The organism is Vibrio sp. 03_296, from assembly GCF_002265885.1.
In genome coordinates, this window is the sequence record NZ_NPKW01000059.1 from 1 (window position 1) to 25,600 (window position 25,600).

Annotated in this window: 22 protein-coding genes and 1 pseudogene; 7 read left to right on the plus strand and 16 right to left on the minus strand. The window is 47.9% G+C overall.

Annotated elements, in window-relative coordinates:
• Nucleotides 1-333: 333 nt before the first annotated feature.
• The 3 genes from CIK04_RS06865 to gltS (CIK04_RS06875) form a co-directional block, all read right to left on the minus strand.
• Nucleotides 334-1,200 (minus strand): hypothetical protein, encoded by an 867-nt coding sequence (locus CIK04_RS06865; RefSeq protein ID WP_039449331.1) that lies wholly within the window; start codon nt 1,198-1,200, stop codon nt 334-336.
• A 155-nt stretch (nt 1,201-1,355) separates the two neighbouring features.
• Nucleotides 1,356-2,582 carry a sodium/glutamate symporter gene (gltS, locus tag CIK04_RS06870; RefSeq protein WP_097353081.1) on the minus strand — a complete coding sequence of 409 codons (1,227 nt, stop codon included), beginning with the start codon at nt 2,580-2,582 and terminating at the stop codon, nt 1,356-1,358.
• Nucleotides 2,583-3,043: 461 nt separating this feature from the next.
• The gene (gene gltS / locus CIK04_RS06875) at nt 3,044-4,270 is read right to left on the minus strand and encodes a sodium/glutamate symporter (RefSeq protein WP_011082090.1); all 1,227 of its coding nucleotides are present in this window, start codon (nt 4,268-4,270) and stop codon (nt 3,044-3,046) included.
• Between the two features lie 622 nt (nt 4,271-4,892).
• On the opposite strand from gltS (CIK04_RS06875), the gene CIK04_RS06880 reads away from it, so the two are divergent.
• Nucleotides 4,893-5,684, plus strand: a complete 792-nt coding sequence (locus tag CIK04_RS06880) for a DUF4344 domain-containing metallopeptidase (protein ID WP_176463297.1) — start codon at nt 4,893-4,895, stop codon at nt 5,682-5,684.
• 213 nt (nt 5,685-5,897) lie between these two features.
• Complete coding sequence (locus CIK04_RS06885) at nt 5,898-7,559, plus strand: methyl-accepting chemotaxis protein (protein ID WP_097353083.1); 1,662 nt, start codon at nt 5,898-5,900, stop codon at nt 7,557-7,559.
• Nucleotides 7,560-7,746: 187 nt separating this feature from the next.
• Here the strand turns inward: CIK04_RS06885 and CIK04_RS06890 are convergent, their stop codons facing one another.
• Genes CIK04_RS06890 through CIK04_RS06920 form a run of 7 tightly spaced genes read right to left on the minus strand, consistent with a single transcriptional unit; the run spans nt 7,747 to nt 14,311 of the window.
• Entirely contained in the window at nt 7,747-8,517 is a 771-nt protein-coding gene (locus CIK04_RS06890; RefSeq protein ID WP_097353084.1) for a LytTR family DNA-binding domain-containing protein, read from the minus strand.
• The gene (locus CIK04_RS06895) at nt 8,514-9,617 is read right to left on the minus strand and encodes a sensor histidine kinase (protein WP_038968849.1); all 1,104 of its coding nucleotides are present in this window, start codon (nt 9,615-9,617) and stop codon (nt 8,514-8,516) included. The genes CIK04_RS06890 and CIK04_RS06895 overlap by 4 nt, the downstream gene beginning before the upstream one ends.
• Nucleotides 9,618-10,952, minus strand: coding sequence for a hypothetical protein (locus tag CIK04_RS06900; protein WP_097353085.1), 1,335 nt, complete (start codon nt 10,950-10,952; stop codon nt 9,618-9,620).
• A gap of 19 nt (nt 10,953-10,971) precedes the next feature.
• Nucleotides 10,972-11,742, minus strand: a complete 771-nt coding sequence (locus CIK04_RS06905) for an outer membrane lipoprotein-sorting protein (RefSeq protein ID WP_097353086.1) — start codon at nt 11,740-11,742, stop codon at nt 10,972-10,974.
• Nucleotides 11,735-13,000: an FtsX-like permease family protein gene (locus CIK04_RS06910; protein WP_097353087.1), complete on the minus strand. Its 1,266-nt coding sequence runs from the start codon at nt 12,998-13,000 to the stop codon at nt 11,735-11,737. Before CIK04_RS06910 ends, CIK04_RS06905 begins: the two co-directional genes overlap by 8 nt.
• Nucleotides 12,988-13,683: an ABC transporter ATP-binding protein gene (locus tag CIK04_RS06915; RefSeq protein WP_072609342.1), complete on the minus strand. Its 696-nt coding sequence runs from the start codon at nt 13,681-13,683 to the stop codon at nt 12,988-12,990. Before CIK04_RS06915 ends, CIK04_RS06910 begins: the two co-directional genes overlap by 13 nt.
• Before the next feature lie 10 nt (nt 13,684-13,693).
• A complete protein-coding gene (locus CIK04_RS06920; RefSeq protein WP_223848392.1) occupies nt 13,694-14,311 on the minus strand; it encodes a hypothetical protein in 618 nt (205 codons plus the stop codon).
• Nucleotides 14,312-14,595: 284 nt separating this feature from the next.
• Between CIK04_RS06920 and CIK04_RS33230 the strand changes: the two are divergent.
• Nucleotides 14,596-14,735 (plus strand): annotated as a pseudogene (locus tag CIK04_RS33230) (DUF2798 domain-containing protein); the annotation flags it as partial.
• 35 nt (nt 14,736-14,770) lie between these two features.
• On the opposite strand, the gene CIK04_RS06930 reads toward CIK04_RS33230, so the two are convergent.
• The 3 genes from CIK04_RS06930 to CIK04_RS06940 form a co-directional block, all read right to left on the minus strand.
• On the minus strand, nt 14,771-15,487 hold the full coding sequence (locus CIK04_RS06930) for a YebC/PmpR family DNA-binding transcriptional regulator (protein ID WP_015727328.1): 717 nt from the start codon (nt 15,485-15,487) through the stop codon (nt 14,771-14,773).
• Between the two features lie 130 nt (nt 15,488-15,617).
• Nucleotides 15,618-15,827: a DUF3283 family protein gene (locus tag CIK04_RS06935; RefSeq protein ID WP_011082075.1), complete on the minus strand. Its 210-nt coding sequence runs from the start codon at nt 15,825-15,827 to the stop codon at nt 15,618-15,620.
• 158 nt (nt 15,828-15,985) lie between these two features.
• The gene (locus CIK04_RS06940; RefSeq protein ID WP_097353088.1) at nt 15,986-17,926 is read right to left on the minus strand and encodes an ATP-binding protein; all 1,941 of its coding nucleotides are present in this window, start codon (nt 17,924-17,926) and stop codon (nt 15,986-15,988) included.
• A gap of 75 nt (nt 17,927-18,001) precedes the next feature.
• Here CIK04_RS06940 and CIK04_RS06945 point away from each other — a divergent pair, with 75 nt between their 5' ends.
• Nucleotides 18,002-18,757 (plus strand): ABC transporter substrate-binding protein, encoded by a 756-nt coding sequence (locus CIK04_RS06945; protein WP_039536636.1) that lies wholly within the window; start codon nt 18,002-18,004, stop codon nt 18,755-18,757.
• 44 nt (nt 18,758-18,801) lie between these two features.
• Here the strand turns inward: CIK04_RS06945 and ribA are convergent, their stop codons facing one another.
• Nucleotides 18,802-19,857, minus strand: coding sequence for a GTP cyclohydrolase II (gene ribA, locus CIK04_RS06950; protein ID WP_080938900.1), 1,056 nt, complete (start codon nt 19,855-19,857; stop codon nt 18,802-18,804).
• Between the two features lie 193 nt (nt 19,858-20,050).
• Complete coding sequence (locus CIK04_RS06955; RefSeq protein WP_017419900.1) at nt 20,051-20,248, minus strand: PA3496 family putative envelope integrity protein; 198 nt, start codon at nt 20,246-20,248, stop codon at nt 20,051-20,053.
• A 349-nt stretch (nt 20,249-20,597) separates the two neighbouring features.
• On the opposite strand from CIK04_RS06955, the gene CIK04_RS06960 reads away from it, so the two are divergent.
• Genes CIK04_RS06960 through CIK04_RS06970 form a run of 3 tightly spaced genes read left to right on the plus strand, consistent with a single transcriptional unit; the run spans nt 20,598 to nt 22,845 of the window.
• Nucleotides 20,598-21,443 carry an ABC transporter ATP-binding protein gene (locus CIK04_RS06960; protein WP_097353089.1) on the plus strand — a complete coding sequence of 282 codons (846 nt, stop codon included), beginning with the start codon at nt 20,598-20,600 and terminating at the stop codon, nt 21,441-21,443.
• 2 nt (nt 21,444-21,445) lie between these two features.
• Nucleotides 21,446-22,378, plus strand: coding sequence for an ATP-binding cassette domain-containing protein (locus CIK04_RS06965; RefSeq protein WP_097353090.1), 933 nt, complete (start codon nt 21,446-21,448; stop codon nt 22,376-22,378).
• A complete protein-coding gene (locus CIK04_RS06970; RefSeq protein ID WP_097353091.1) occupies nt 22,378-22,845 on the plus strand; it encodes a transcriptional regulator in 468 nt (155 codons plus the stop codon). Before CIK04_RS06965 ends, CIK04_RS06970 begins: the two co-directional genes overlap by 1 nt.
• Nucleotides 22,846-23,196: 351 nt before the next feature.
• On the opposite strand, the gene CIK04_RS06975 is transcribed toward CIK04_RS06970, so the two are convergent.
• Entirely contained in the window at nt 23,197-25,167 is a 1,971-nt protein-coding gene (locus CIK04_RS06975) for a replication initiator protein RctB domain-containing protein (RefSeq protein WP_011082067.1), read from the minus strand.
• Nucleotides 25,168-25,600 lie beyond the last annotated feature (433 nt).

Here is a 25,600-nt window from a genome sequence, read left to right on the forward strand (position 1 = left end):
CTCTTTCCCTTGGTTATGCCTGATTTACCTATACACACTTCCCGTCGAGGCATTGGGCTGTTCTATCTATTGCTAGGTTACCCAAGTTGTACAGGCCTACTATCAGGTTTCTGTTCGTCACAACCAAGTTTTGCCGTTTGCTTCCTTTAGGTTTCACCTCACGGTGAACACCCTTGCATAGGCTAACGGTTCTCGCTCGACTGAGCCCGTAGAGGACTTTCACCTCCTAGATCAACGCCATGCTCGGCGCACAAAACAAAATCCCGCAATTTTTGCGGGATTTTTTCATTGGAAACAGAGTGAAATACTTACGTCGCTGATGGCGCTGAGCCACTAATACGCTTTGATGCCAAATGGCCTTAAACGCTGCGGCAACACCTCATCCAAGCTTTCCAGTTCATCTTGCTCAACTTCAATCAGATGGAAATGATGCGCTTGATACACCGCGCGAATCTTGGCTTTATTCGCCTCTGGTGTTCCACCGTTATCGCTGCCCCAGAACTGCACATAGACTTTGCCTGCAGGCAGATAAAAATCACTGATGATCTCTTCTTCAATCGGTAACTGCCGCCCGTAAGCATGAGCAACCCCCGCTAAATACAGCCAATTGTCGATCAACAACTCTCCTTTAGAGCGCACATAGTGGCCATCTAAGGTGCGGTGCTTCGCCTCAAATTTCTGTCGGAAACTGGAAAATGACTTATCCGTCGCATGCACTTCCGCGTCTTGCCCCAAGAACTCCACCACCGACTGCTTGAGGCGTTTGTTACGTGTAATCGAATCATGCCACAACAAATAGTATGGCTTCTCCTCACCGTCGCCTTTTTGTTTACCACCGGCACGAATGCCCGACTCGGTCACTTCCCAACCATGCTCGGTTTTGGCCATCCAGCCCATTTCACTGAGCAGCTGGTTCATCTTTTTGGCATTAAGCCCGAGCAGCTCACCGATTTGTGTCGCGCTCAATAACTTGCCTTGAGTTGAGGTCAACTCAACATGCAAGTTCACAGGCCAGACAATAAACTGGCCAAATTTCGTATGGTCAACATATTCGCCGCCAAACCGCGCGCCCAGTTCGGTGAGAATCCATTTATCGCCCACTCGGCTGATGTAACCAGCACGGCTTAAATCGGTAAACAATTGAGAGGCTTCAATGTTGCGCATTTTAGCCAATGCCGTCGTTGAGATTTTGTCCGTCATGGCTGCCTCCTTTCGTTCGTGGTTATTTACCGTATACAAGAACCATTATTCTAGCCGAAAACGTCGGCAAAGGCAGTGACTAACCTTTTGTTTCTCTGGAGATAAATCGCAGTGCGACCTCCACCGCAATCCCATGTATTTGAGTGAAAAGTCAATTACCCAAGAAAAGCGATAAAGCCTTGTAATATCAGCATATTGACTAAATCGATAAAAAACGCGCCGACGATAGGCACCACTAAAAACGCCTGCGGAGAAGGGCCAAAGCGATTCACAATCGACCCCATGTTCATCACAGCGGTGGGGGTCGCGCCCAAACCAAAACCACAATGACCGCTGGCGATCACCGCACTGTCGTAGTTGCGCCCCATCACTTTAAACGTCACGAAGTAGCTAAACAGCACCATCACCAATGATTGAATGGACAAAATAAACAGAAATGGCAGCGCCAAATCAAAAATATTCCACAGTTTTAAGCTCATCAATGCCATCGCCAAAAACAGTGAGAGCGAAACGGTGCCGAGCATATCCACCGTTTCTAAATCCAACTTTCTCACTTTGGTGAGCTCAAGGAAGTTGGTCACAAACACGCCCAGCAGCAGCGCGTAAACAAAATCGGGGATCATCAACCAAGCAATGTCTAATTGATTGACCCACTGAGACAAATAGCGCGCGCCAATCACACACAGAAACATCAGTGCCAAGCTTTCAATCACCTTCTTCGCAGTGACTTTGTCTTCTTCATTTTCATTGTAAGTAACCAAATCAGCAAAACGTTGGTGGGCCTGCAATTCTCGACCGTATTCAGACTCCAATTGGTGTTTGTCCACCAGACGCTGTGCCACAGGGCTGCCCAAGATCCCGCCCATCACTAAACCAAACGTGGCAGAGGCCATCGCGATTTCTAAGGCGTTCTCTAACCCGTAGTTTTGCGCAAAGGTATTCGACCATGCTGCTCCGGTCCCGTGACCGCCAGAGAGCGTGATGGAGCCAGCAATCAGACCAAGTAAGAGATCAAGGCCAAGCATGCTCGCCAGTGAGACGCCAATGCCGTTTTGCACCACAATGTATATCGACGCAATCAGTAAAAACAGCAAGACCTTCACGCCACCTTTAAGCAATTGTTTGTAGTTGGCGGCCAAACCTACCGTAGCAAAAAACATCAACATAAACGTTTTTTGCAACGGTAAGTCAAAGTCAAAGGTGATGCCATTAAAGTGGGCAAGGGTGATCACCAAGGCCACCACTAAGCCGCCGACAATCGGTTCTGGGATATTAAAACGTTTGAGGATCGGAATTTGGCCATTAATAAAGTGACCCAAAAATAGCACGCCAACGGCGATGAGAAAGGACTCCTGCGGACCAACAGATACAACACTGTTCATAAAACCTCTATTGTTGTGGCATGAGTAACGTCACTCACCGCAACTCGAGTGCAGAATGGCTGCTGCAAATTGGCATTTTTCTCTCAAAGCCCTGCTTATTAAGGCACAGCGACCTCTGGTACCACGATACACGTGGCAAGAGGGTTGAGAGAGTATTAGGCTATCCCGAGTGGTAGTGAACGAAACTACGTGCGTTTTTCAATGAGGAGCCAGTGTGCCGCGATGAAATCAAATGTCACTGAACCATTCCCTTTGAATTCTCAATTAATAAGAATAAGTAACAGATTAACGACTTATTATCTCACTATGTGAGAAATATAAATTTCTATTGAGTGAATTATGGTGAGCAAGACTCAGCCCTGGCCATTATCATCAAGGCAAGAGAGGTCAAACAGCATCAAAAACTAAGGGAGCCATTTGGCTCCCATGTTGGTGAACAATATCAAACATTGACACACGACTTACCCCATAAAAGAGATAAAGCCCTGTAAGACAATTAAGTTGACGATATCGATAAAAAACGCCCCGACTATCGGCACCACCATAAAGGCCTGAGGCGAAGGGCCAAAACGATTCACGATTGACCCCATGTTCATCACCGCAGTTGGCGTCGCGCCTAGGCCAAAACCACAATGACCACCAGCAATCACTGCCGCATCATAGTTGCTGCCCATCACTTTAAACGTTACATAGTAAGTAAACAGCGCCAACACCACCGACTGCACCGCTAAGATCACCAAGAATGGAATCGCCAGATCGAAGATGTTCCACAGCTTCAAGCTCATAAGCGCCATCGCCAAAAACAGCGACAACGACACCGTGCCGAGCATATCGACGGTTTCAGCGTCTAACTTGCGGATTTTCGTCACTTCAAGGAAGTTGGTGATGATGACACCGATAAACAGCGCATAGACAAAATCTGGAATCATCAACCATTTGATTTCATAGGTGCTGACCCACTGTTCAACGTACTTGGCTCCGGTCACACAAATGATCAGGAAGAACAGCTTCTCAATCACTTTCTTTGCCGTCACCTTATCCTCTTCGTATTCGTTGTATGTCACCAGTTCAGGGAATTTTTCGTGGGTTTTTGAACCTCGGCCATACTCGGACTCGACGTTGTGCTTGTCGACCAAACGCTGTGCCACCGGGCTACCAATCAGGCCGCCGATGATCAAACCGAACGTCGCAGAGGCCATCGCGATTTCAAGCGTGTTGGACATACCATAGTTATCTGCGAACGTTTGCGACCATGCTGCGCCCGTTCCATGACCACCAGAAAGCGTAATGGAGCCCGCGATAAGGCCCATTAACGGATCCAAGCCCAGCATACTCGCCAGCGAAACACCAACGCCATTTTGAATCACGATGTACACCGACGCCACCGCCAAAAACAGAAACACTTTGGCCCCGCCTTTGAGTAACTGGGTGTAGTTTGCCGCCAAACCCACCGTCGAGAAAAACATCAGCATAAAGGTATTTTGCAAGGGCAAGTTGAATTCCAAATCGATGCCACGGAAGTGCAAAATCGTAATGATACAGGCGACAATCAAACCACCAACAATGGGTTCGGGAATATTGAATTTTCTTAGAATGGGGAGTTTGGCATTAATAAAATGCCCTAAAAACAGCACGCTAATCGCAACTAAAAAAGATTCCAGTGCACCGACCGTGATTAAATGATTCATACAACCTCTTCATCTCAGACTCTTTATCTTCCTTAATATCAGAGTGTTAGTATTTTGCTTTTGAACGTCAGTTACTGCATCGTCTAATGCGCTGCCAACTAAGGTGAAACACCAATCTAAACGGGGTATAGGCAGCGAGTACAAGCCATCTGGTTAGGCTCAAGGGATGGAAGGCGATCATTGGGTGATGTCTCAAACACCCTTTGCAAGCTTCCAAAATACAAAAGGAGCTACTTCTAGCTCCCTAATCGATGAGTGGCCAATCTGTACGACAAACATTCCGTTACGGTATACAGATGCCTCGACGCCATAACTGGCATTCAAAATCCTCTTCCATTTCACCTCTGTTTGCCGCACTTTTTTCGTTCCTGACCGTTTCCTCTATCGACAAACTGCCGACAACTTGGAGCGAGCACCTAAACTGGCAAAGGGCGGATTGTTGAGCTTTACTCTACAACAGTGGCCAAAATGGATGCGGACTATAACATAAATCGTCGAAAATGTCCGATCTTGGTCAAAGTTTCCAATAATCAGACTGTATCTCACCACAATTCACTGATTAAACAGAACCATTTAGCATAAACATGAAACACTCATTCAGCCTCAGTTGAAAGGAAAAATCATGAGACATCCACACCCCTCTTGTCAGAAAACACGCTGGCCACTCAGTCTCTTGCTGGCGTCTTGCGTTAGCACTGGAGCGCTTGCAGAATCCATTCAAATCCTCTACCCCAAGCAGATCACTAAACAAGAGCAGACGATTATCGATACACTCGAGTCTTATCAAATCAACACGACCCTGCTCGATCTTTCTCATTCGCTCTTTCCGTTCAAAAAGACCTTAACCGTCAGCTATGGTGGCGATCAAGGTCCACTGTATGATCCCGAAACGCACACCGTGCACATTCCTTTTTCGTTTTACACCGAGTCACTCGATTATTTCCGTAAAAACGAGTATCAAAAAAACGGTGAAAAAAGCGCAGAAAGCGGTGCGATCAACACCATGCTTCATACTCTCCTTCATGAAGCTGGCCACGCCTACATTGCCGATCAAAACATCGCCATTTTGGGGAAAGAAGAAGATGCCGTGGACAATTTTGCCACTTTATTGCTGATCGATTACGTCGAAAATGGCGATGAGATTGCCATCAGCGCAGCTGACATGTTTGCTTTTGAGTCAGAAGACAAACCGGAGTACTACGATTTGGATGAATATATTGATGAACACAGCTTTGATTTGCAGCGCTACTTTGCCACGCTCTGTTTGGTCTATGGCAGCAATCCTGAGCGGCATCCCAACCTACTTGATGAAATAGAAAAAGAGTACCGCCAAGAGCGCACTGAGTTTTGCCAAGCGAACTATCAAACCCTCAGTGACAACTGGCATCGCTATCTCACTAGTGCGCCTGAGTAAACCGAACCCACCATAATCAATCGGATGCACAATTCATAGCCTCGAAAAATGATGAGAAACAAAATAATAACAATCTCATCATTTTTATTTCATAAAACCCTCCAATTTCACATTACCTTGGCGAAGGATTGGCTAAGCTTAAAGCATTATTACAAGAACCATTGACTACGCTATTCAGTTTAACAATGCTGCTGTGACGCAAGGAAAGTTGCTATGAATTTAACCATAAGAAAAAGATTGTATATTTTGTCAATCGTACCCGTTCTAACCATCGCACTTGGGATGATGTGGTTTACCTACTTGAAAACCACTTCATATAACGATCAACAAGTTGAAATCACACGCGACAATATGATGCGTATGAAAAAAGAGGAACTGAAGAATTATCTTCAGATGGCAAAATCTGCTGTTCAGCCTCTTCTTGATAGAAACGCATCCTTGGAAGAAGCTTTGCCAACGCTTCGGCTACTCGAATATGGTGGCTCGGGTTATGTCTTTGGTTACGATTCCAAAGGGACAAGGATCGTGGTTGGTAAAAGCAATCAAGGTATCGGCGAAAACTTCATTAATATGCAGGACCAAAAAGGCAACTATTTAATAAAGGATTTGATCAAAAACGCAAAGACTGGTGAATTCACTACCTACTATTTCCCAAAACCAGGGCAAAGTACGCCATTGCCCAAGCTCAGTTACTCTATTTACATTCCTCAATGGGATCTTACTTTAGGGACTGGTTTCTACACTGACGACATTGACGCTCTCATCATGCAAATGGAAGAGAGCGCACATCAAGCGCTTGAAAACACACTGACATCCATTGGTCTGTTTTGCATCGTCATCGCTATTCTTGTGGCTATTGTTGCTGTATTTATTAACCGCAGCATTATGCGACCGCTGGAAATGTTTGATGAATCGATTCGCTCCTTTGCCAGTGGCGACGCCGATTTGACCGCACGCATGGAAGATTTCAGCGTGCCAGAGTTCAAGCAATTGAGCCGCAACTTCAATCAGTTTGTCGGTAGCCTGCAAAACATCATTCGCAGTGTCACGGAAGTTGGCAATGACGTGGTCAGCGAAACGGACAATATGTCTAGCCGCGCATCGGAAGTTGACCGCCTCGCTTCGGGTCAACGCGAAGAGACCGAACAAGTGGCCACCGCCATGACGGAAATGACCACTACCGCCACCGAAATTTCCAGCAATGCAAACCAAGCAGCGCAAGCAGCGCGCTATGCAGAAGAAAATGCCCATGAAGCACAAACCATCGTAAACTCGGCAGCTTCGTCGGTGCGTGAGCTCGCGGGTGAAGTCTCGAAAGCCAATGATGTCATTTCTCGCCTTGAGGGCGATGTGAAAAACATTTCCTCTTCTTTGGAAGTGATTCAAGACATTGCCGAGCAAACCAATTTGCTGGCGTTGAACGCCGCCATTGAGGCCGCTCGCGCTGGCGAACAAGGCCGCGGTTTTGCGGTGGTGGCAGACGAAGTTCGCAAACTCGCCAGCCGCACACAAGACAGCACGGGTGAAATTCATCAGATGATCAACCAGTTGAAAGCCGCATCGGATGCAGCGGTGAAAGCGATGGATGCCAGCCAAGCCCGTGGTGAAAGCACGGTAGAAGAAGCCAATGCCGCCGCCGCTGCTTTGCTGAAAATCATCGACTCAATTGGCACCATCATGGATATGAACTCTTTGATTGCCACCGCAACCGAGGAGCAAAGTATTGTTGGTCAGGAAATTTCAGAAAGAATCGTTGTGATTTCAGATCAAAGTAGTCAATCAGCAGACTTAGCTAACCAAAACCGCATGGGTAGCCAAAGCTTGAATAAGAAAGCGCACCAACTTTCTGATCTCGTCGGACGCTTCACCGTGTAGCATCGGTACCGTCGCAAACGCGACAAAACAGCAACGACAAGGGCAGCGACGCTGCCCTTCTCTTTTGTTTGCGCAATTTACACTGTAAACATTTCGTCTTGCTGGCGCTCTGCAGATGGCGGTTTTCCCCATCGCTTACTCAGTGATCAACCTTCGATATCTCGCCGTCCCTTGCAAGGCATTGGCGCTACATGCCTTTGAACAGATACTGAGAGCCGCGGCTGACTGGCAGTTTTTGCTCCCCGACCGTGACCGACATTCGCCCCGTAAAATCCTTCTGCACTTTCTCTATCGCCGCCACATTAACGACCGACGCTCGGTGTATTTGCCAAAACCGTTCGGGGTCAAGTTGAGCCAAAAGCTCCTTTAACGACATGCGAATCAGGAACTCTTTTTTGGCAAGAGTTTGCACGGTGACGTACTTCTCTTCCGCTTTAAAATAGAGCACATCATTCACCGAGATGAGATGAATATCGTCCCCTAATGCCGCGCGAATCCACTGTAGATATTGAGGTTGAGCCGGTTTAGACAGCGCCTGAAGTTGACTCAACAACGCTCCCACATCCGGTAGCGATACCGTGGGCTGTTGGCGCGCTTTAATGCGTTGGCAAGTGTCGATAAGACGCGCTTCGCTCAGTGGTTTCATCAAGTAATCGATCGCTTGTTGCTCAAAGGCTTTCACCGCATATTCATCATAAGCGGTCACAAAAACGATGGTTGGACGATACTCACCACGATTGAGCTGTTTTGCCACGGCAATACCATCAAGCTCTGGCATGCGGATATCCAAAAACACAATGTCGGGCTGAAGTTGTTCAATCGAAGTCAGGGCTTGCTGCCCATCCCCCACCAACGCCACCACCTCGAGCTCAGGCCAAACATCCGCCAACATGCGATTGAGGTGGTGTCTCAGTAGGGGTTCATCATCGGCAATCAACGCCGTCATTGAAGTCATCACGCTTTCGCTTCCTGATTCTCTTGTTGCGGTGGCATTTGTATCACAGCACACACCCCACCGTGGCGACCTTCCAATAGAGTTAGCGTGCCTAGTTCACCAAACAAGGCCGCCAAACGTTGTTTAATGTTGTTAAGCCCGACCCCCGTCCCCGAGCGAGAGTCTTGCCCAAAGCCCACTCCAGTATCCACGACGCGCAGCTCAAGGCCGAGTTCATTTTTCATTACCCGGACCTCAACTTTGCCCCCTTGTACCTTAGGTTCAATCCCATGCGTGATGGCATTTTCCACCAAAGGTTGGATCAACATCGGCGGAATCACACACCCTTTCAGCGCCTCTGGGCAATGAATGTGATACTCCAACCGCTCACCCAAACGAATTTTTTGAATCGCGAGATAGGCATCGAGAATCTCCAGCTCACTGGCGAGTAACGTTCTCTCTTCACGCGAGCTCTTCAGCGTTGAGCGTAATAAATCGGTTAAACGCGTCAGCATCTGTTGGGCTTTTTCCACATCACAACTCATGAGCGCACTGATGTTCGCCAGAGTATTAAACAGAAAATGCGGCTCAATTTGGCTTTGCAGTTGTTTGAGTTGACTCATTAACAGGGCGCGTTCTTGCTCGGCTTTCTCACGTTTCATCACTTCTAACTCGTGAGCAGCCAGCATTTGCTGCTCTTTGGAATGAAAGTAGAAATAACACATCCCGCTAAACAACAGTCCCATCAGCCCCACCGGAACCATATCGGTGATGCCAAAGTAATCCCCCACCCAAAAACGCGCGTTGAGAATACCAAACAGCAAACATGCCGTTAGGGAGAGAAGGATTTCCGCGTTTCTTGGCATCATCGGAAAGAGCTTTTCGATCAGCCAAGAGAAGAACAACGCCGAATAACCGAAACCAAAGCTAATGATCAAATGGATATAGTAAGCGCCGCCCCAAACCGATAAGGTCAGCACCGACACAAATAAGCAGAAAATCGACGTCACGGCAAACGAACGTAACCATCCGCCCTCAAGGGCTTGCGCGTCGTCGTTCACTAAGTGATTGGATGACAACGCTTCCTGCGCGGCGCGATTTTTTGCTACACGAGAAAAAAACATCTAAAACCTCCCTTTTAGATTCAAGACCATCATATGCTTATCCTCAATTTGAGCATACGCTGATTGGCTATCACCCGTTAAAAAGCGTGCGGCAAATTCCAATTCCACACTCTGCTGGCCAGTATCAATCCATTGGTAGCGAATCCACTGAGTTAGGATGACACCGCCATCTTCCGGCGAAAATAAGATATCGAGGGTTGGCGTAACATCCGCTAACCATTGCGGAGCGAAAATACCATGCCACATAATCCACGCGTTGCTGTCCCAACTCCAATGTAGCATCAGGTTGTGTTGGACTAAGTTCGCGTGCTCAAAACCTTGTGCATAACTGGCGGCCAGAGGTTCGGTATTGGGCAGCTGCGTCAACATACGCGCACGATCCATCGCTTGTTGCCACTGGCGCTTTGACCACGCTCGACTGTCGTACCAATATTCTGCCAATAAGGAGTGACCACTTTCGCTAGCCCAGTTCACGCCGACCAACGCTTGCCATGCCTCTCCCTGCTCCTCTACCGCCACAGGGGCAAACAGAGAATCAGGAAGTTGATAGCCGACGCTTTGATGTTGCCACAATGCTGAGCTATGCAGCGATAACGCCTCGTTGAAGACCGTCCTTACACTGCCGCCGATTAGCCCTTGGCGTACATCGTCGTAATAGGCGATCCACTGCCATTCATGATCGTCATCCAGCCAGTAACGCCGAATTCCAGCGCCTCGCTGTTGCGCAGCTTCATCCAGCGCGCTTTGCTCCATCTGACTCCAACTGGAATCTGTGAACAGTAGCGTCCACTCTCCCGCTAAGTCATAGTGAGAAAACGAGACGACGCCAGTGCCTTCTTCGGCCACCAAGGTCACTGGATTTTGTCGATAAGGTCGAAACAGATCCAGCGGGCGATAACCATAACCAACGCCCCAATCCAAACGTAATTTGCCAATGCTCACATCCAGCAGCCAATCCCCGACTTGCCACTCACCTAACCAAGCCAACTCACGCACCACCCACTGGCTATCGCGGCTCTCCCACCAAACCGAACGCTCGCCATTATTGAGGTAAAGCCCATCGCTGTAGAGGGCGAACGAAGAGGTCCATTGCCCCTGCTGAGTGTGATACGCCAGTTGTAAATCCAACATCGCGTTGAGTTCACTGCGATGCGCATATTGTGTGGTAGTGAATACAGATTGGCGAGATTGCGCCGCTTCGTAACTGAGCGCCCAATCCCACTCACTGCTCAGCTCCCCAGCCATTGCCCACCAAGGTAAAGTGCTAAGCAGTAGGCTATGTGCCCACTTCGCAGGCGACAGATAAGCAGGTCGACGCTGCACACAAACCTCCATTGATTTGCTCCTTATTTAACTAGAACTGCACCGAATCGGCCTTAGAGAGGTAGCTGGGATTGTAAAACTTATCCTCAAGCTGCCATGGCTGAACATCTTGATACTCAATGACGGTTTTCTTTGCTGGCTGAATATGATCGAGCAACGTCATTTCCGTCACGCTCAGCTCCCCGTTGCGCTCGCCACGGGTAAACCAAGCTTGCTTTGCCAACTTGCCAGAGCGTAGATAGAGATCCGCCTTGAGCGGAAAGTGCTCAGGTACGGTCAACCACAAATCGATGGTTTGATAACTGGCCCCTGCGGTTTTGGCCGTCAGCTGTAAGTGCTGTGTTGGCGTTGCTTGCCCTGACAGCGAGGACACGCTTTCCTCCGCTCTCCACATCGCTTGGTAGTCCTCACTCCAAGTGAGGGTTGAAATGTCCCCTACCGACGCTTCCCCCAGCAGTTTCTGCATTGGCGTGATGCGAATCGGTCGACGGCTTTTGGGCATTTGCAACCAGTAGTTATCTTGCAGCATCAACATCTTTTGCCCCGCCTCTACGGCCGATTTAAAAATCACCAGAGATTCGCGATTTGGCCGTGTGTAAACGTGGTACTCACGGGTTTTGTCCAACTGTTCGTTCTCATACAGGCTCACCAATGAGACCACGCGCGCAGACGTTTCTTTGACTCGGTAATCGTCCGCTTGCTTGATCATGCTCACCACTTGTTCATCGCTCGGTTGAGCCGACGCCCAGTTTGAGGCGCAAAGCAGCGCCATCCATAAGCCAGCTTTTATTGCGTTATACATAGGTTAGCGCCTCCGTAATCGGTTTGTTTACCCCTTTGCGGGCTGAAAGATAGGCAGCCAGAAGGCAGATACACACCACGCCAACCGCCGCGATGGCCACCAGTTCAAATGAGAAATAAACCATCAGTGGGTAACCATCGGTTCTGCCTGGAGGCGATGGCATTTGTACATCCACCACCATTAAAAGCAGTGAGATAGCACCACTGGCCAGCGCACCAACAAGGCTACCCAGCAAAGCCAATAGCCCCGCTTCACGTAGAAAACCTGCGATAATTTCACGCGGATAACTGCCCAGTGCCGATAAGGTACCGATTTCGCGGGTTCGCTCAGTGACCGACATGGTCATGGTATTAAACAGTGCCACAAACACCACCAACCCCATCACCGCCCCCATGATGCCGAAAATACGGTCATAAAGATCTTTCACTTTCTGATAGAAGAAGGCCCGCTCTTGCCAAGGCGTCAATTCCAGCTCTTGAGAGAACTGACTCAGCAAAGCCGACAAGCGCTGCTGCACGGCGGCGGTTTTTTCGGTCTCAAACAGGAACACCGAAATCACACTCACTTTGTCTGTTGCCAGCAGCGATTGCGCACTGTCAATGTGGATATAGAGTTGTCGCTTGTCGAGTTCAGGTACTCCAGTCGCGTAGACCCCACGCACCTTGAAGTCGTATGCATTGAGGGCTCCGTCCGTGGTGGTGGCCAACAGGGTAATCCAATCCCCCACCGTCACGTTGAGATTTCGCGCCAGATCCATCGCCAACATCACTTCCGGTTCCGCCGGATCATAACGTTGCCCCCTAGGATTGGATAACGTCTTACCTTCTCGAACATCGAGAAATGGCCCTTTCATATCAAATTCGCGATCATTCACACCAATGCCGACAAAGATCGCCGACTTGCTGCCGTTGGAAATGAGACCATTGAACTCAATTCTCGGCTGCACACCACGCACCTCATTGAGGCCCATAACGCTGGCAATCAGGTCATCAGGCTGGCTTAAGCCATTGCTCATAGGCATCTCTTCTTCTTTAGTAAAAAAGCCCGGCGTACTGATGGTAATGTGGCCAGTGTCTCTCGCCGTTGACTCTTTGAGGCTGTCGTAGGTGTACAACCCAAACCCACCCGCACTGGTCAACGCGAATACCGCAATGGCAATGATCAGAACCGACAACAAGCTGCGGCGACCATTACGCTTTAGGTTCAGCCACGCCAAGCGCAGCGAGTCAGGAAACAGACGCGCAACTAACTGGCCCATGAGATCACCTCCTGCTCATGATGCTGACGCAAGCGGCCATCCAATAGCTCAATAGTGCGATCGCAGCGTGATGCCATTCGCCCATCATGGGTGGCCACAACAAACGTGGTGGCTCGTTCATGGCCGAGTTGTTTCATGATGTCGATAACCAAATTGGCCGTAACGCTATCTAGGCTGGCCGTCGGCTCATCGGCGATCACTAAGGTAGGCCGATGCACCAACGCCCGTGCAATGGCCACCCGTTGCTGCTGACCGCCAGAAAGCTGATCAGGCAAGGCGTGTAAACTCTCCCCTAAGCCAACACGTTCGAGCATTTCAGCCGCTAACTGACGCTGCTTGGTCTTATCTACACCATTGAGGTATAGCGGGTACGCCACGTTCTCTAGCGCCGTCATCACTGGCACAAGATTGAACTTTTGGAAGATAAAACCGAGCTTTTCGCGTCGAAGTGTTGCCGCTTGATTGGCCGAGCGAGGGTAATCATCACCATGCAGCGTCACTTGCCCGGTATACTGCATATCCAATAACCCTAAGATGTTGAGCAGCGTGCTTTTTCCTGAGCCTGAAGGGCCACAAAGCGCCACCATTTCACCTTGTTCGATCGCCCCACTAACCGATTGCAGCGCAGGGACTTCCAATAGCCCTAACTGGTAATGGCGTTGCAGATTAGAAAACTGAATCATAGTGCCTCCGTTAACCTTGCGCGTCGATTTGTGCCGATGCGGAGCGGGTATCAAGGTTGTCTCGATCTTGGTTTACCATCATGTCTAACCAAGTTTTGGCTTGCGGCACATCTTGTGCGCGCAAGGCCGCTTGAATGGCATAGCGATAGACCCACGAGGTAGCAGCGAAGGGCTGCGCTTGAAAATCCGGTTCTGCTAACAACTCTAAATAGAGCTCATAGCCACGCTCGAAATGATTGAACATATCGGGCAGAGAGGTAAACGTGGCGGCTGCCATCGCACGGGCAAGATAGCCCTCAGGCAGCCCTTGAATGCGCTGCTGCTCATTCTGTGAGGGCGGTAAGGTGTCGAGCATGCCTAGCCCTTTACTGATGGTCGCAAGCCCCTGCTCAGTCAACTTCATTTTGTTCCATGGCAAGAAGGCATCTCGTCCTTGCAAGGTTTGCGTGCTACCGAGGTAGACCAGAGAAAGTGGCTTGGCACCTTCTCGCTCGATCAAGGCGTTCAACTGACCATACACGTGATCCACCAGCGCTGTTTCCCCTTCCACCGCTAGGTTGTATTGATTGATCAAGGCTTGGTCTGGATTGGCCATAACCATAGGCGCGAATAAAAGGCTGGTCATCATTAGGCAGGTGGTGATGGTTTTCTTTTTCACTAACATCGTCGCGATATCCTTGTGCTTTGATTGACGATGACAGAATAAAAGCACCAAGCCCGTTTCACAGGGGTTTGCGACCAACGGAAAAATAGCGAGATAAAAGGTCGCCATTTGAGATAAACGGATTGAGCGCGCGATGAAGTGCGCGTTAAGGTGAAAGAAGGGGCAGATGCGCTAGGGGCGCGCTAAGAACTCGGCTTGTTGTTCTTTCTCTAACAGTGCTTCAATCAGCAAGGTTAACGCTTTGGGTTGATAGGCCGCCAATTTGGCTACAAAGCTTCTCCATCGCTTGGCCTTGCGACTTGCTACTGAATCTCACCGTATTACCACAGGTCAGAAAATGGCCACATGGCTGGCAAGTAAAGTGACGAGCCCACAAATCAACGCATAAAAAAAACCGAGCGACTTGAGCTCGGTTTTTACATCTTACATTTCAGCGTTGTGGTAAACCTGCTGAACATCATCACAGTCATCCAGCATGTCTAGGAACTTCTGGAATTTTTCTGCGTCTTCTTCCGGCACAGGGCTGTAGTTCTGTGGAACGAAAGTGATCTCTTCAACATCGATAACCAAATCTGGGAACTCGGTGTTTAGCGCCGTTTTCACTTTGAAGAACTCAGTGTTTGGCGCGTAGATAGTGATCACACCATCTTCAAGCTCGATGTCAGTCACATCGCAATCCGCCATCATCAGCGCTTCTAGGAATGACTCTTCGTCGTCACCTTTGAACTGGAATACCGCTTGGTGATCGAACATGTGTGCAACCACACCAGGAGTACCGATTTTTGCACCAGTCTTCACAAAGCACTGACGAACGTCTTGGAAAGTACGGTTGCCATTGTCTGTTAGACAGTCAACGATCACGCTAATGCCACCTGGGCCAAAACCTTCGTAGCGAGCTGGTTGGTAATCTTCACCGCCACCGCCACTTGCTTTGTCGAGTGCTTTATCAATAACGTGTGATGGAACCTGATCTTTTTTCGCTTTCGTGATCAGGTGACGCAGTGACAAGTTCATGTCTGGGTCAATACCACCGTTTTTCGCACACACGTAAATTTCTTTACCGTATTTGGAATAAACTTTAATTTTTGCGCCTGCAGTTTTCGCCATAGAGGCTTTGCGCACTTCAAAACTTCTTCCCATCGGGATGTCTCTCTACATTTACATTTTTAACGCGAAGGATTTTAGCAAAAAGCGAAACCAATTCAATTTTCGCTCCGCTGAGGAATGGGGCACCGGTCACTTAAATTAAGGAAACTGGGCACAAATCGAGTTATGCCACCCCCATCACTCGTTTGTATTTCTCGATCGATTGCTCAAAAAACGCTTTTTCGCTCGGATCGGACAACTTCTCGGCCTGCGTCATGATTGCATCAGGGCCGCATTTCGCTTCTTTCAATTGCCAAACTAAAAAGGAAGCTTGCTTATCCAGCTCAATTCGATTTTTTTCATCTGGCGGTAACAGTGAAAGGTTGAACGACATGCATATCCTCGAACAGTGAACATTAAAACATGACCACCTCGCCTCATTGCACAGCAATGGTCTCGTGCTCTATCAAGCACTCACGAGGTTATTTGAGTATAGCGGCGCAATATAGCATAAAAAGCCGAGTGGGCAGAATAGAAATTTAGCTAAAGGAATCACGGCTGATGATGACGATGTGAGACAGTGGATGAACCATCAAAAGGCAGATAACGTTTGACCATGTCACTCATTCGTTGCTGGGTCACTGGCTTGGCAAGAAAATCGGTCATACCGACGTCAAAACAACGCTGTTTATCCTCCACCACCACATTGGCGGTTAAGGCGATGATCGGCACATCACGAGTCCAGCCATCGCTGGCACGCAAAATCTCCGTGGTTTCAAAGCCATCCAATACCGGCATTTGGCAATCCATGAAAATGATGCCGTATTGCTGCTGCTGACAAAGCACAAGGGCTTGCTCGCCATCTTCTGCGATGTCCACCGCCAAGCCGATTTTCTCTAGCATCAACTTAGCGACTTTTTGATTGATGAAAGTATCTTCCACCAGCAAGGCTCTTGGCAGCGCTGCAACTTGGCTGGATTGATGAGCTGAGGAAGGTTCTGAGTCCACCTCGGTCACCCCCAACTCTTGCAAATGGCGCACATTGTCTTTGCGATCTTTGGCAAACACGCCTTCCCCATCAACACAAGGAACACTGAATTCAAAACAACTGCCTAACCCGACTTCGCTTTTGAGCTCTAATTCTCCCCCCATTAAACTCACTAGGCGACGACAAATGGCCAGCCCCAAGCCAGTACCGCCATATTTTCTGGTGGTGCTGCCATCGGCTTGTTGAAAGCGTTCAAACACCAACTCTTGCTTCTCTTTCGCAATGCCAATGCCAGAGTCAAACACCTGAAAGCGAATATGGGGTATGTGCTGCGCGTCCAACTCTTTCGCGACCACCAGCTTGACATAGCCGCGCTCGGTGAACTTCACCGCATTACCCAATAGGTTATTTAGTACTTGTTTGAGGTGTTTGCTGTCGCCACTCATGGTATGTGGCACATCCTCGGCCAGCTCAACAACAAATTGCAGATTTTTCGCATGCGCCTTGAGGGTATAAATGGCGCACATTTGCTCGACGAGATCACTTAGGCAAAATGGTTCTAGGGAGATAGCGATTTTCCCTGCTTCAATTTTTGAGAAATCAAGAATGTCGTTGATGATGTCGAGTAAAGATTCTGAAGAGTGATTGATCATCTCCACATACTGTTTCTGCTCACTGGAAAGATCCATCTCTTTCAAAAGTGAAGCCACGCCAATGATGCCGTTCATCGGGGTGCGGATTTCATGGCTCATGGTGGCCAAAAATTCGCTTTTTTTCACATTGGCCACTTCCGCTTGTTCTTTGGCGCTTTTTAACTCCGCATAATTGCTACGCAATCGCTCAACACTGCTGTTGTATTTCTCCGCCAGTAGCGAGATTTCATCGTCAAACGCTCTCGCTGGCAAACGAAGCCGGCTCGGTGTCTCACCATCTTTAAAATCGCTCACCGCTCGAGACAACAGGCTAATGGGTTTCACGATAAGCGACAAAGCAATGTAAATCACCCCGACCATCAACAGGAAGGTTTTGATCGATTCCCCGACAAGCAGCAACGCAAACTTACGCCAAAGCCCTTGGTAGACTTCATCGAGATTGGAGCGCACCGTCAAATTCGCCAACAAATAATGATTGTCTGCCAACTGATATTCCATGGGCCAACGTCGCTCAAGCACGCGTTTCGAGTGACCAACATCACCCGTGTTGACAATGACTTCGTTCTCGTTAGCAATGTCTATCGCGTCAATAAAGGGCAAGGTCATCATGCCTTGTACTTGCGATTCTAGGTGCTGGCGATCTTCCACCCAAAGGCTCTCCGTTAGGCTTTGCAAATAACTTTGCTCGACCCAATTGAGCTCGGCTTGTCGTTTTTTTAGCTCTTGCTTGTAATCCCAGTACACATTGAAGCCCGTACTGGCCAAGGTGAAGGCTAAGCTCAACAAAATGACCGCAATCATCAGTTGCTTGTCGATGCCTATCTGACGCTTGCCGTTCATACTTTTTCTCATATGAAACTAGCACCTTAAATGACTTGTTCTAGTATAAATATAGTCGCGACTTTTCATTAGTAAAACGGAGGGCGTATGAAACAGCTCAATAGATGGATTTGCACAGCCATGCTGATCTTTTCTTCTTTTGCCTTAGCGCAAGAGGTCAACTACTACGTGATTGCGAATCAGGCAAGGCCATTTCAAATTGAGCAAAACGGGCACGATCAGCAAGGCATCGTCACCGACATTGTCCGTGCAATCTTTTCCAACAGTGAACATACGCTTCGTTTTCATACCTATCCGTTCAATCGTATGATCTCCATTTTAGAAAGCGGTGGAGAGCCAAATTGGATCACTTATGGTAGCCCTGGCTGGGGGAAAGTGCAGGCGGAGAATCTCTCTGAGGAAGCTATTTACACTGTAAAACACACGCTGGTTAGTAGCCGAAAGAAACCAATCGCTTTCAATGACATTTCCGATCTGAAAAACAAAGGGGTGGTGCTGCTGATGGGGTTTGATTACCCCCAACTCTCTCCATACATTCAAGATGGGGTGTTGAAAGAAATTCGAGTAAAAGATTACCAAGCGGCGTTTCGCGTGGTTAGCCGCACGCCAGGTGACACCGCTTTTGTCGAAATGGCGTCAAGGGTGAACTACAACATTCAGCAGTTGAAGTTAGATCCCGAACAATTTGCTTTGCAACCTTTCGAGAAAATCATCCCTGACTATCAAATTTACCTCGCATTCTCACCAAACATGGATGCAACGCTACAACGCTTTATCAACCAACGACTGAAAGAAATTAAACAAAGTGGTGAGTTACAACGCATTGTCAACAAATACATTTAAGGGCCTCACGGCCCTTTTGCTTTGCTTATTCGTTTTTATGCACACTAAGGTTTAACAAAGTTGCGATCAAACATGTGCCCCAGCTTATCGGCTTTGGTTTTTAAATACTGATGATTGTGCGGATTATTGCCTTCTTGCAGCGGCACGCGCTCCGTCACCTCAATGTTGGCCAGTTGCAGAGCCTTCACTTTGCGTGGGTTGTTGGTCATCAGCCTCACACGCTCAATACCGAGAAAACTCAGAATGCCGCGACAAAACGCGTAATCGCGCATGTCGGCGCCAAAGCCAAGTTGCTCGTTAGCTTCCACCGTGTCGGCCCCGTCATCTTGTAAGTGATAAGCGCGAATTTTATTGATAAGGCCTATCCCCCGCCCTTCCTGCCGTAAATAGAGCAACACACCCGCCCCTTCTGCCACGATGTTTTGCAGGGCTTTAGCGAGCTGAAAACCGCAATCACAGCGGGCACTAAACAGCGCATCGCCTGTTAGACACTCGGAGTGCAGACGAATCAAAGGCGCTGGCTGTTGTTCAATATCCCCATACACGAGCGCCAAATGCTCTTTCCCGGTGGCTTTCTCTATGAAACCATACATTTGAAATGTCCCCCATTGGGTAGGCAACTTAGCACTGTCAATAAACTGCACCAGATTGTATGGCGCGTGCTCTTGCAACTCCTCTCGAACCATCATCAAGATCCGCCCAAGCTCATTGCGTCCATGACCATCACCCCCATCCCCCCAAAAGGCATCTTTGTGCGAATGTTCTTTCAGTTCAGTGTCTCCGGTCGCGAGCAGTTGATGCGCTAGCGGTGTGTTTTGCAAAAACTTCTCTCGCACAATGAATTTCATCACTTCCACTCGAATGTCATACCAGTCATGCCTTTGCCACTGCTGGTATTCGCGTGAAAGCCGAAAAGCTTGTGCAGCATCTTCTGCCCTCAGCACTTTTTCCTGCAGCCGAACATCGTCGAATTTTTGCGCTTGGTAGTAATGCTCACTGCTCGGCCAGCACGTCCCAGAAACGGTGATTGAGCATGGATAGAAGTTGGCGAGAAAACCATGATTTTCATCTGGCTCATAGAAATAAATCGGTTGTTCCATGATGTTGCTCCTGACGTCACAATACAAAGAATAAGAAACAAAATGCACATCTTATTGATATAGTATTTAGTAACGAGCGGGAGGATTGTCAAACAGCAGCGGGGGTAGACAGCGCGTTGATGGCAGGGTTAAAAACACAAAGGGTAGCATGATGCTACCCTCAAAGTTTATAAAATCATATCGTTAGCAAGACTTAGTGAAGCAATCCTAGTTCCTTGGCTTCTTCAATGCTCAGACCACTTTCGCGGATCTCTCTTAGCGCTTCAATTCGGCGTCTCGCCTCTGCTGATTTCACTTGCTTTTCTGGCCTTAGGACGACTTCTTCTTCAGAAACTTCCCATTTGTGAGCCATATCTGCAATCTCGTCATGGTTGATTGAATTAATGGACATATCTCCTCCGAACGCACCATGTTTTCGACACCCGATCTATAGCAAACCCGATTTCGTGAATTAAGCAAAACAGTGAGGAAATGTGACCATTTCCACTCTTCTACCAACTAAATTATAAATCCGTCATTAACTTTTTGCTTAATCGAAATCGACAAAGTACATTCAAGAAATTACCCCTGCAAAAATAAGCTGATCAAGCTCTCATTTTCTTGGCTGAGCGCATGGCTTTTCCTCATCAATCACCACAGTCTTTCGAGCCAGTTCAACAAATTCTTTCCTTGTTCTTTTGCAAACGCATAACACCTGATAAATGATAATAATTATCATTATATTATTATAAGGTGTCTCTATGAGTGTGTTTCACGCTGACAAAGCGTTAAATCCTGATCCCGTGTTGCAGGTTAGGAATTTGTGTGTCGATTACATCACCGACAACGGCGATTTCAATGCGGTTAAGTCCGTGAGCTTCGATATTGGTCGAGGGGAGATTTTTGGCCTCGCAGGCGAATCGGGGTGTGGAAAAAGTACCATTGCCTTTGCAATCAATCGCCTTCACAAACCACCCGCGTTTATCTCTGGGGGAGAAATTCTGTTTGAAGGTCGCAATTTGCTGGCGTTGTCCGATCAAGCTCTGAGCGTGTTGCGTTGGAGCGAAATTGCCATGGTGTTTCAAAGTGCGATGAATTCGCTCAATCCCGTGCTGACCATTGAGGAGCAATTTGCCGATGTCCTTCGCCACCACAGCGGTTTTTCCGACACTCAGGCCAAAGATCGAGCAGAAAAGCTGCTCGATCTGGTCAATATTCCCCGTCACCGCTTAAGTGAATACCCACACCAGTTTAGTGGCGGGATGCGCCAGCGTTTGGTGATCGCGATTGCACTGTCTCTCAATCCGAAGTTGATCATCATGGATGAGCCCACCACGGCGCTCGATGTGGTGGTGCAACGCGAGATCCTTCAACAAATTTATCAGTTGCGTGAAGAGTTTGGTTTTTCAGTGCTCTTTATCACTCATGATCTTGCCCTGATGAGTCAACTGTGTGATCGCATTGCCATCATGCGTCATGGCGAGATCGTTGAAGTGGATCTTTCCTATCAGATCCGCAACCACCCGAAGCACCCATACACTCAGAAACTTTGGTCCTCTTTTCCCAATATTCATGATGTGCATAGCACCGTCGAGCAAGGAGCGTAATCATGACAACCCCCGTCATTGAACTTAAAAATGTTGTTAAAGAATTTACTGTCGGCGGAGGCTTCGCACGCCAAGAGTCGTTTCGCGCATTGCATGGTGTTAGTTTTAACCTATATGCAGGCAAAACCTTGGCCTTGGTTGGAGAATCAGGATGTGGGAAAAGCACCTGTGCCCGTTTGATCACCAAGGTCTACCCGCCCACTGAAGGAGAGATCCTATTTCAGGGCAAAGACATCTCAGAACTTAAATCTCGCAAAGAGATACTGGATTACCGCGGCAAGGTACAAATGGTCTTTCAAGACCCGTTTGGCTCACTCAATCCAACGCACACCATTGAGCATCATTTGGCTCGCCCTCTGAAAATTCATAGCCAAGTGTCCTCTGACGCAGAAGTACCGGCTAAGTTGACCGAGTTATTGGCGCTGGTGGAGCTCAGCGAAGAGACGTTAACCAAGTTTCCCCACCAGTTGAGCGGCGGCCAACGACAACGTGTCAATTTAGCCCGAGCGCTAGCGGTGGGTTCGCAAATCATTTTAGCGGATGAACCGACATCCATGTTGGACGTGTCCATTCGCTTAGGCGTATTAAACCTTATGCAGCGGATGAAAAAAGAGCTTGGTATTGGCTTTCTATACATCACGCACGATCTCGCTACCGCGCACTACATCGCAGAAGAGACCGCGGTCATGTACAAAGGGCAGATTGTCGAATGGGGTGACACCCGCGCCATTTTGAGCAATCCGCAGCACCCTTACACCAAGTTGCTGATCTCCGCAGTGCCCGATCCAGACTTACCATTTGGTGATCTGGTGAAAAGTGAACCAGACTATTCATTAGATGCCGACGTGATTCGTCAGCAAAGCAGCATAGTGGTGGATGAATGTGAGCAAGTTGGGCCAAATCATTTTGTAAAACAATGGACTAAGGCGGCGTAATGGATCTTTATATCTGGCTAAACAACATTTCGACTTGGTACCAAGATCGAAAGCATGATCAAGGTGATGCGCTGAAAACGATCATCTTCTCTGCACCGGACTCGGTGTTTGGGCCCGAGCTTAGCGACGATCAAAGCAAGGCGATAGCGTGTTGGCTAGATGGATGCCTAAGATTGTTTCAGCAGCACCGCTATCTCAATCCTGAGTGCGCGTTCGAGTTTCTCAACTACACGTCAAGTCAACTCGAGCGCGTAGCGTGCGATCATAATACCGATCTGGCCATTCGAGATTGGTGTATGAAGCGCTTGCAGCACATGACGGTACTGAGCTTAGAGTTTTGTAATCAGCAAGAAGATCAACAAAACTGGCTCACTAGGGCACATTGTCTGATTGAAGGGCATGTCAAACTGATGGAAGCGTTAGCGTGGAATGAACCTCGAAAGCATGATCAAGTGATTTGGCACTAGAAGCCCGCAGAGACAGAAAGATGATCAAGGTATAGCACGAGATCGAGACGCGCGTTAAGCAGGCAAAAAAAAGCGAGTTCAAAAGAACTCGCGAAATCTATTCAGAATGAATGTAACAATATGAGCCAATCTATTAATCATCAGAAAGGACAAAAGGTTGTCTATTCGTGGTTGATATTAGCGGTGCTGGCATAGGGCAATGTCAGCAAATTGTTAACGTTCGGTCTGTTTTCCATCAATATACAATTTGTTGCAATTAGCAATAATTCGTTACGTGAATCAATCCGTTCAGCAAACACCAATCAGGCCTGAGTCTTCTCAAGCCTGAAAGCATGATCAAGGTGTTTATGGTTAGACTGCGACTTCGTCGAGCGCGCGGAAAACCGTCTCATCCAAATGACCCTCAAAGACTTGGCGACACACTTTACGACGTACCGCTAGGCCAGCGATCAAACGTTCAATGGACAAATGTTTGTTTTCGGTTTGACCGTTGTAAAGCTCAACCACTTTACTCAAAGTTTCGTAGGGCAAGATGCTTTCATCGACCCGAATGAAATCCAGCTTCTCTAGAAGCTCCTGACACTCTTCTTTAATCGAAGCATACGGATGCCCTGTCATTGCCGATAACGCCGTTATACTGCGTTCTAGCGCCTCTGGGGAGGTGTATTTGGTTAGGGTAATAGTGATTTCATCAGCATTGATCTCAACTAAGTGCTTACGTAACTTCACTCGGCGGCCCAAATTGCCTTTTGGAGAACGTTCTTTGCGCTGAATCGGTTCAAACTCACCATCAATAATACCTGAAAGCTCATCGAGCTTCTGTTTGCTGACCATTTCATTACGCAGAGGGTTTGGCAAGGTTGGCGCCATGTTGCGCTTACCCGCATTAGTGGTGCGCGCGCGCGAGTAACGCAGTACCTCTTCGACATCACATTTGATATCGACTTGGTAATCGATCACTTTGTCTTGTTCTTGGATCGTTTCCACCGTTAGGTGGTAACCCCACAAATTGACCACGAAAAGATCCTCAGTCCCCTTCCCTTCTGACAGTCGACGCAATTCGCGGATCAGATCCATTGAAAAACGACGCCATTCAATGTTTCGCGCCAATTTTTGGTTAAGTTCACTAAGCAGCATGCTGTCGGTATGACGGCGTGCCATACGCGTCCGGAAATAGGAATAGAGTTGAAACACCAAGGTATGCTGTTTCAAGATCTCAGGCGGGAACAGGAAGAAATAGTCGCGAGTAAGCAGTTCTTCGTAAAACGATGGTTCCCACACCAAGATGTAGAGGTTAGGTTTGATACGGATCTCGCCATCACTGCCCTCAGTCGGTGCCTCTTCCGAAGCGGTAATGGTGCGTGCGAGGAAGCGGAAACGATCACTCTTGAAGCCTTCAGGCATGTTTTCACTTAACCAACGACCAGTAAGCTCGTGCAGTTGGAAATCGGTAAATTCGATGCGATCGATGCTGTCGCGAATAGAATCACGTGCCGGACCACTGTCTTTTTTACCACGTAGAGACAGAATATCGGTGATGTACAACGGCGTTTTGTTTGGAATGTGCGCCGCATCCATTTGATATTCTTCTTTGTGGTGATCATGGTACTGAACCGTCAAGGTAAACAGCGCAAACAACGTCATGAGATCGTCCACTGTCATGATGTTTTTCGATGATCGTGTCTCGATCACCGCGCGTGTACCGGAAATCGACACCATCGATTTTTGGTAATTTTTGCGTGTTCTTGGTGGTGCTAAAGCTTGATCAATAATGCCGGCCCAATTGGTCGGAGAAACCACGAATTGATCCGCTTCATCCTTCATGCCAGGCGGTGTATTCAAACCATGTTCATTCAATAGCCGCTTATTCACTTGGGTTTGAGCCAGTGCCTTAGAACGCTTCTCTTTTTCGGTCTGTTTGACTTTCTCAGTGACAAGGCTGGTGGCACCCAAAACGGAAATCAATTTATTTGGATTGACGAAGTGATGCAGCATGGTTTTTCCAGCGAGCCCTTCTTCAAAACGTACCGGAGTTTGAGTGAACAAACCAATACTGACCGCCGCTCTCAGTCGTTGCTGAATCGCTGCTCGGGTTAAGTGTCCATCGGTTGCTTCAACCAGTTCTGTGGTGGAAACCAAGCCATCTTTGCTGCTAAAGCCTCTTAATGAAATGAGGTTTAACAATTCAAGAATACTTTTCGTTACCCCTTTGAAGTGCTGATATTGCTCCACCCAATCTGCTGAAGATTCATTGACTTCAAATAGGTGACCATCTTTGTGGCTTCTTGGAGCCTTGATCAGTATTTTTTCTTCCGTTGTCATTCTAGATCCAGATCACATTGACCGTAAAAGCGCTATAGTTCCAAGAGGATAAAGAAAAATAGATCATAAATAAAGAAAAAAGCTTGTTTTTAAATAACTGATCTTTTTGATTAATCTGATCTTAATTGATTATATGATCTATTGATCTAGCGGCGAGTTTGCGAGTAACCTACTGTAAAACAAAAGGTTTATTTTGGCTCTGTTGGAAGCATGATCATAATAATCCAGAAAGCATGATCATATAGACTGCGAAAACATGATCAAATCGAAACGTAAAGATGATCATCATGGATACGCAAGCGTGATCAACGTAAGAAGGAAAGCATGATCATGATGAGTAAACAACTTATCCACAGCGGTGAGAATAACTTTGCTGTTTTCACGTTGTCATTCGCAATAATGAACAGACGGAAGCATGATCATCATAAAGCTT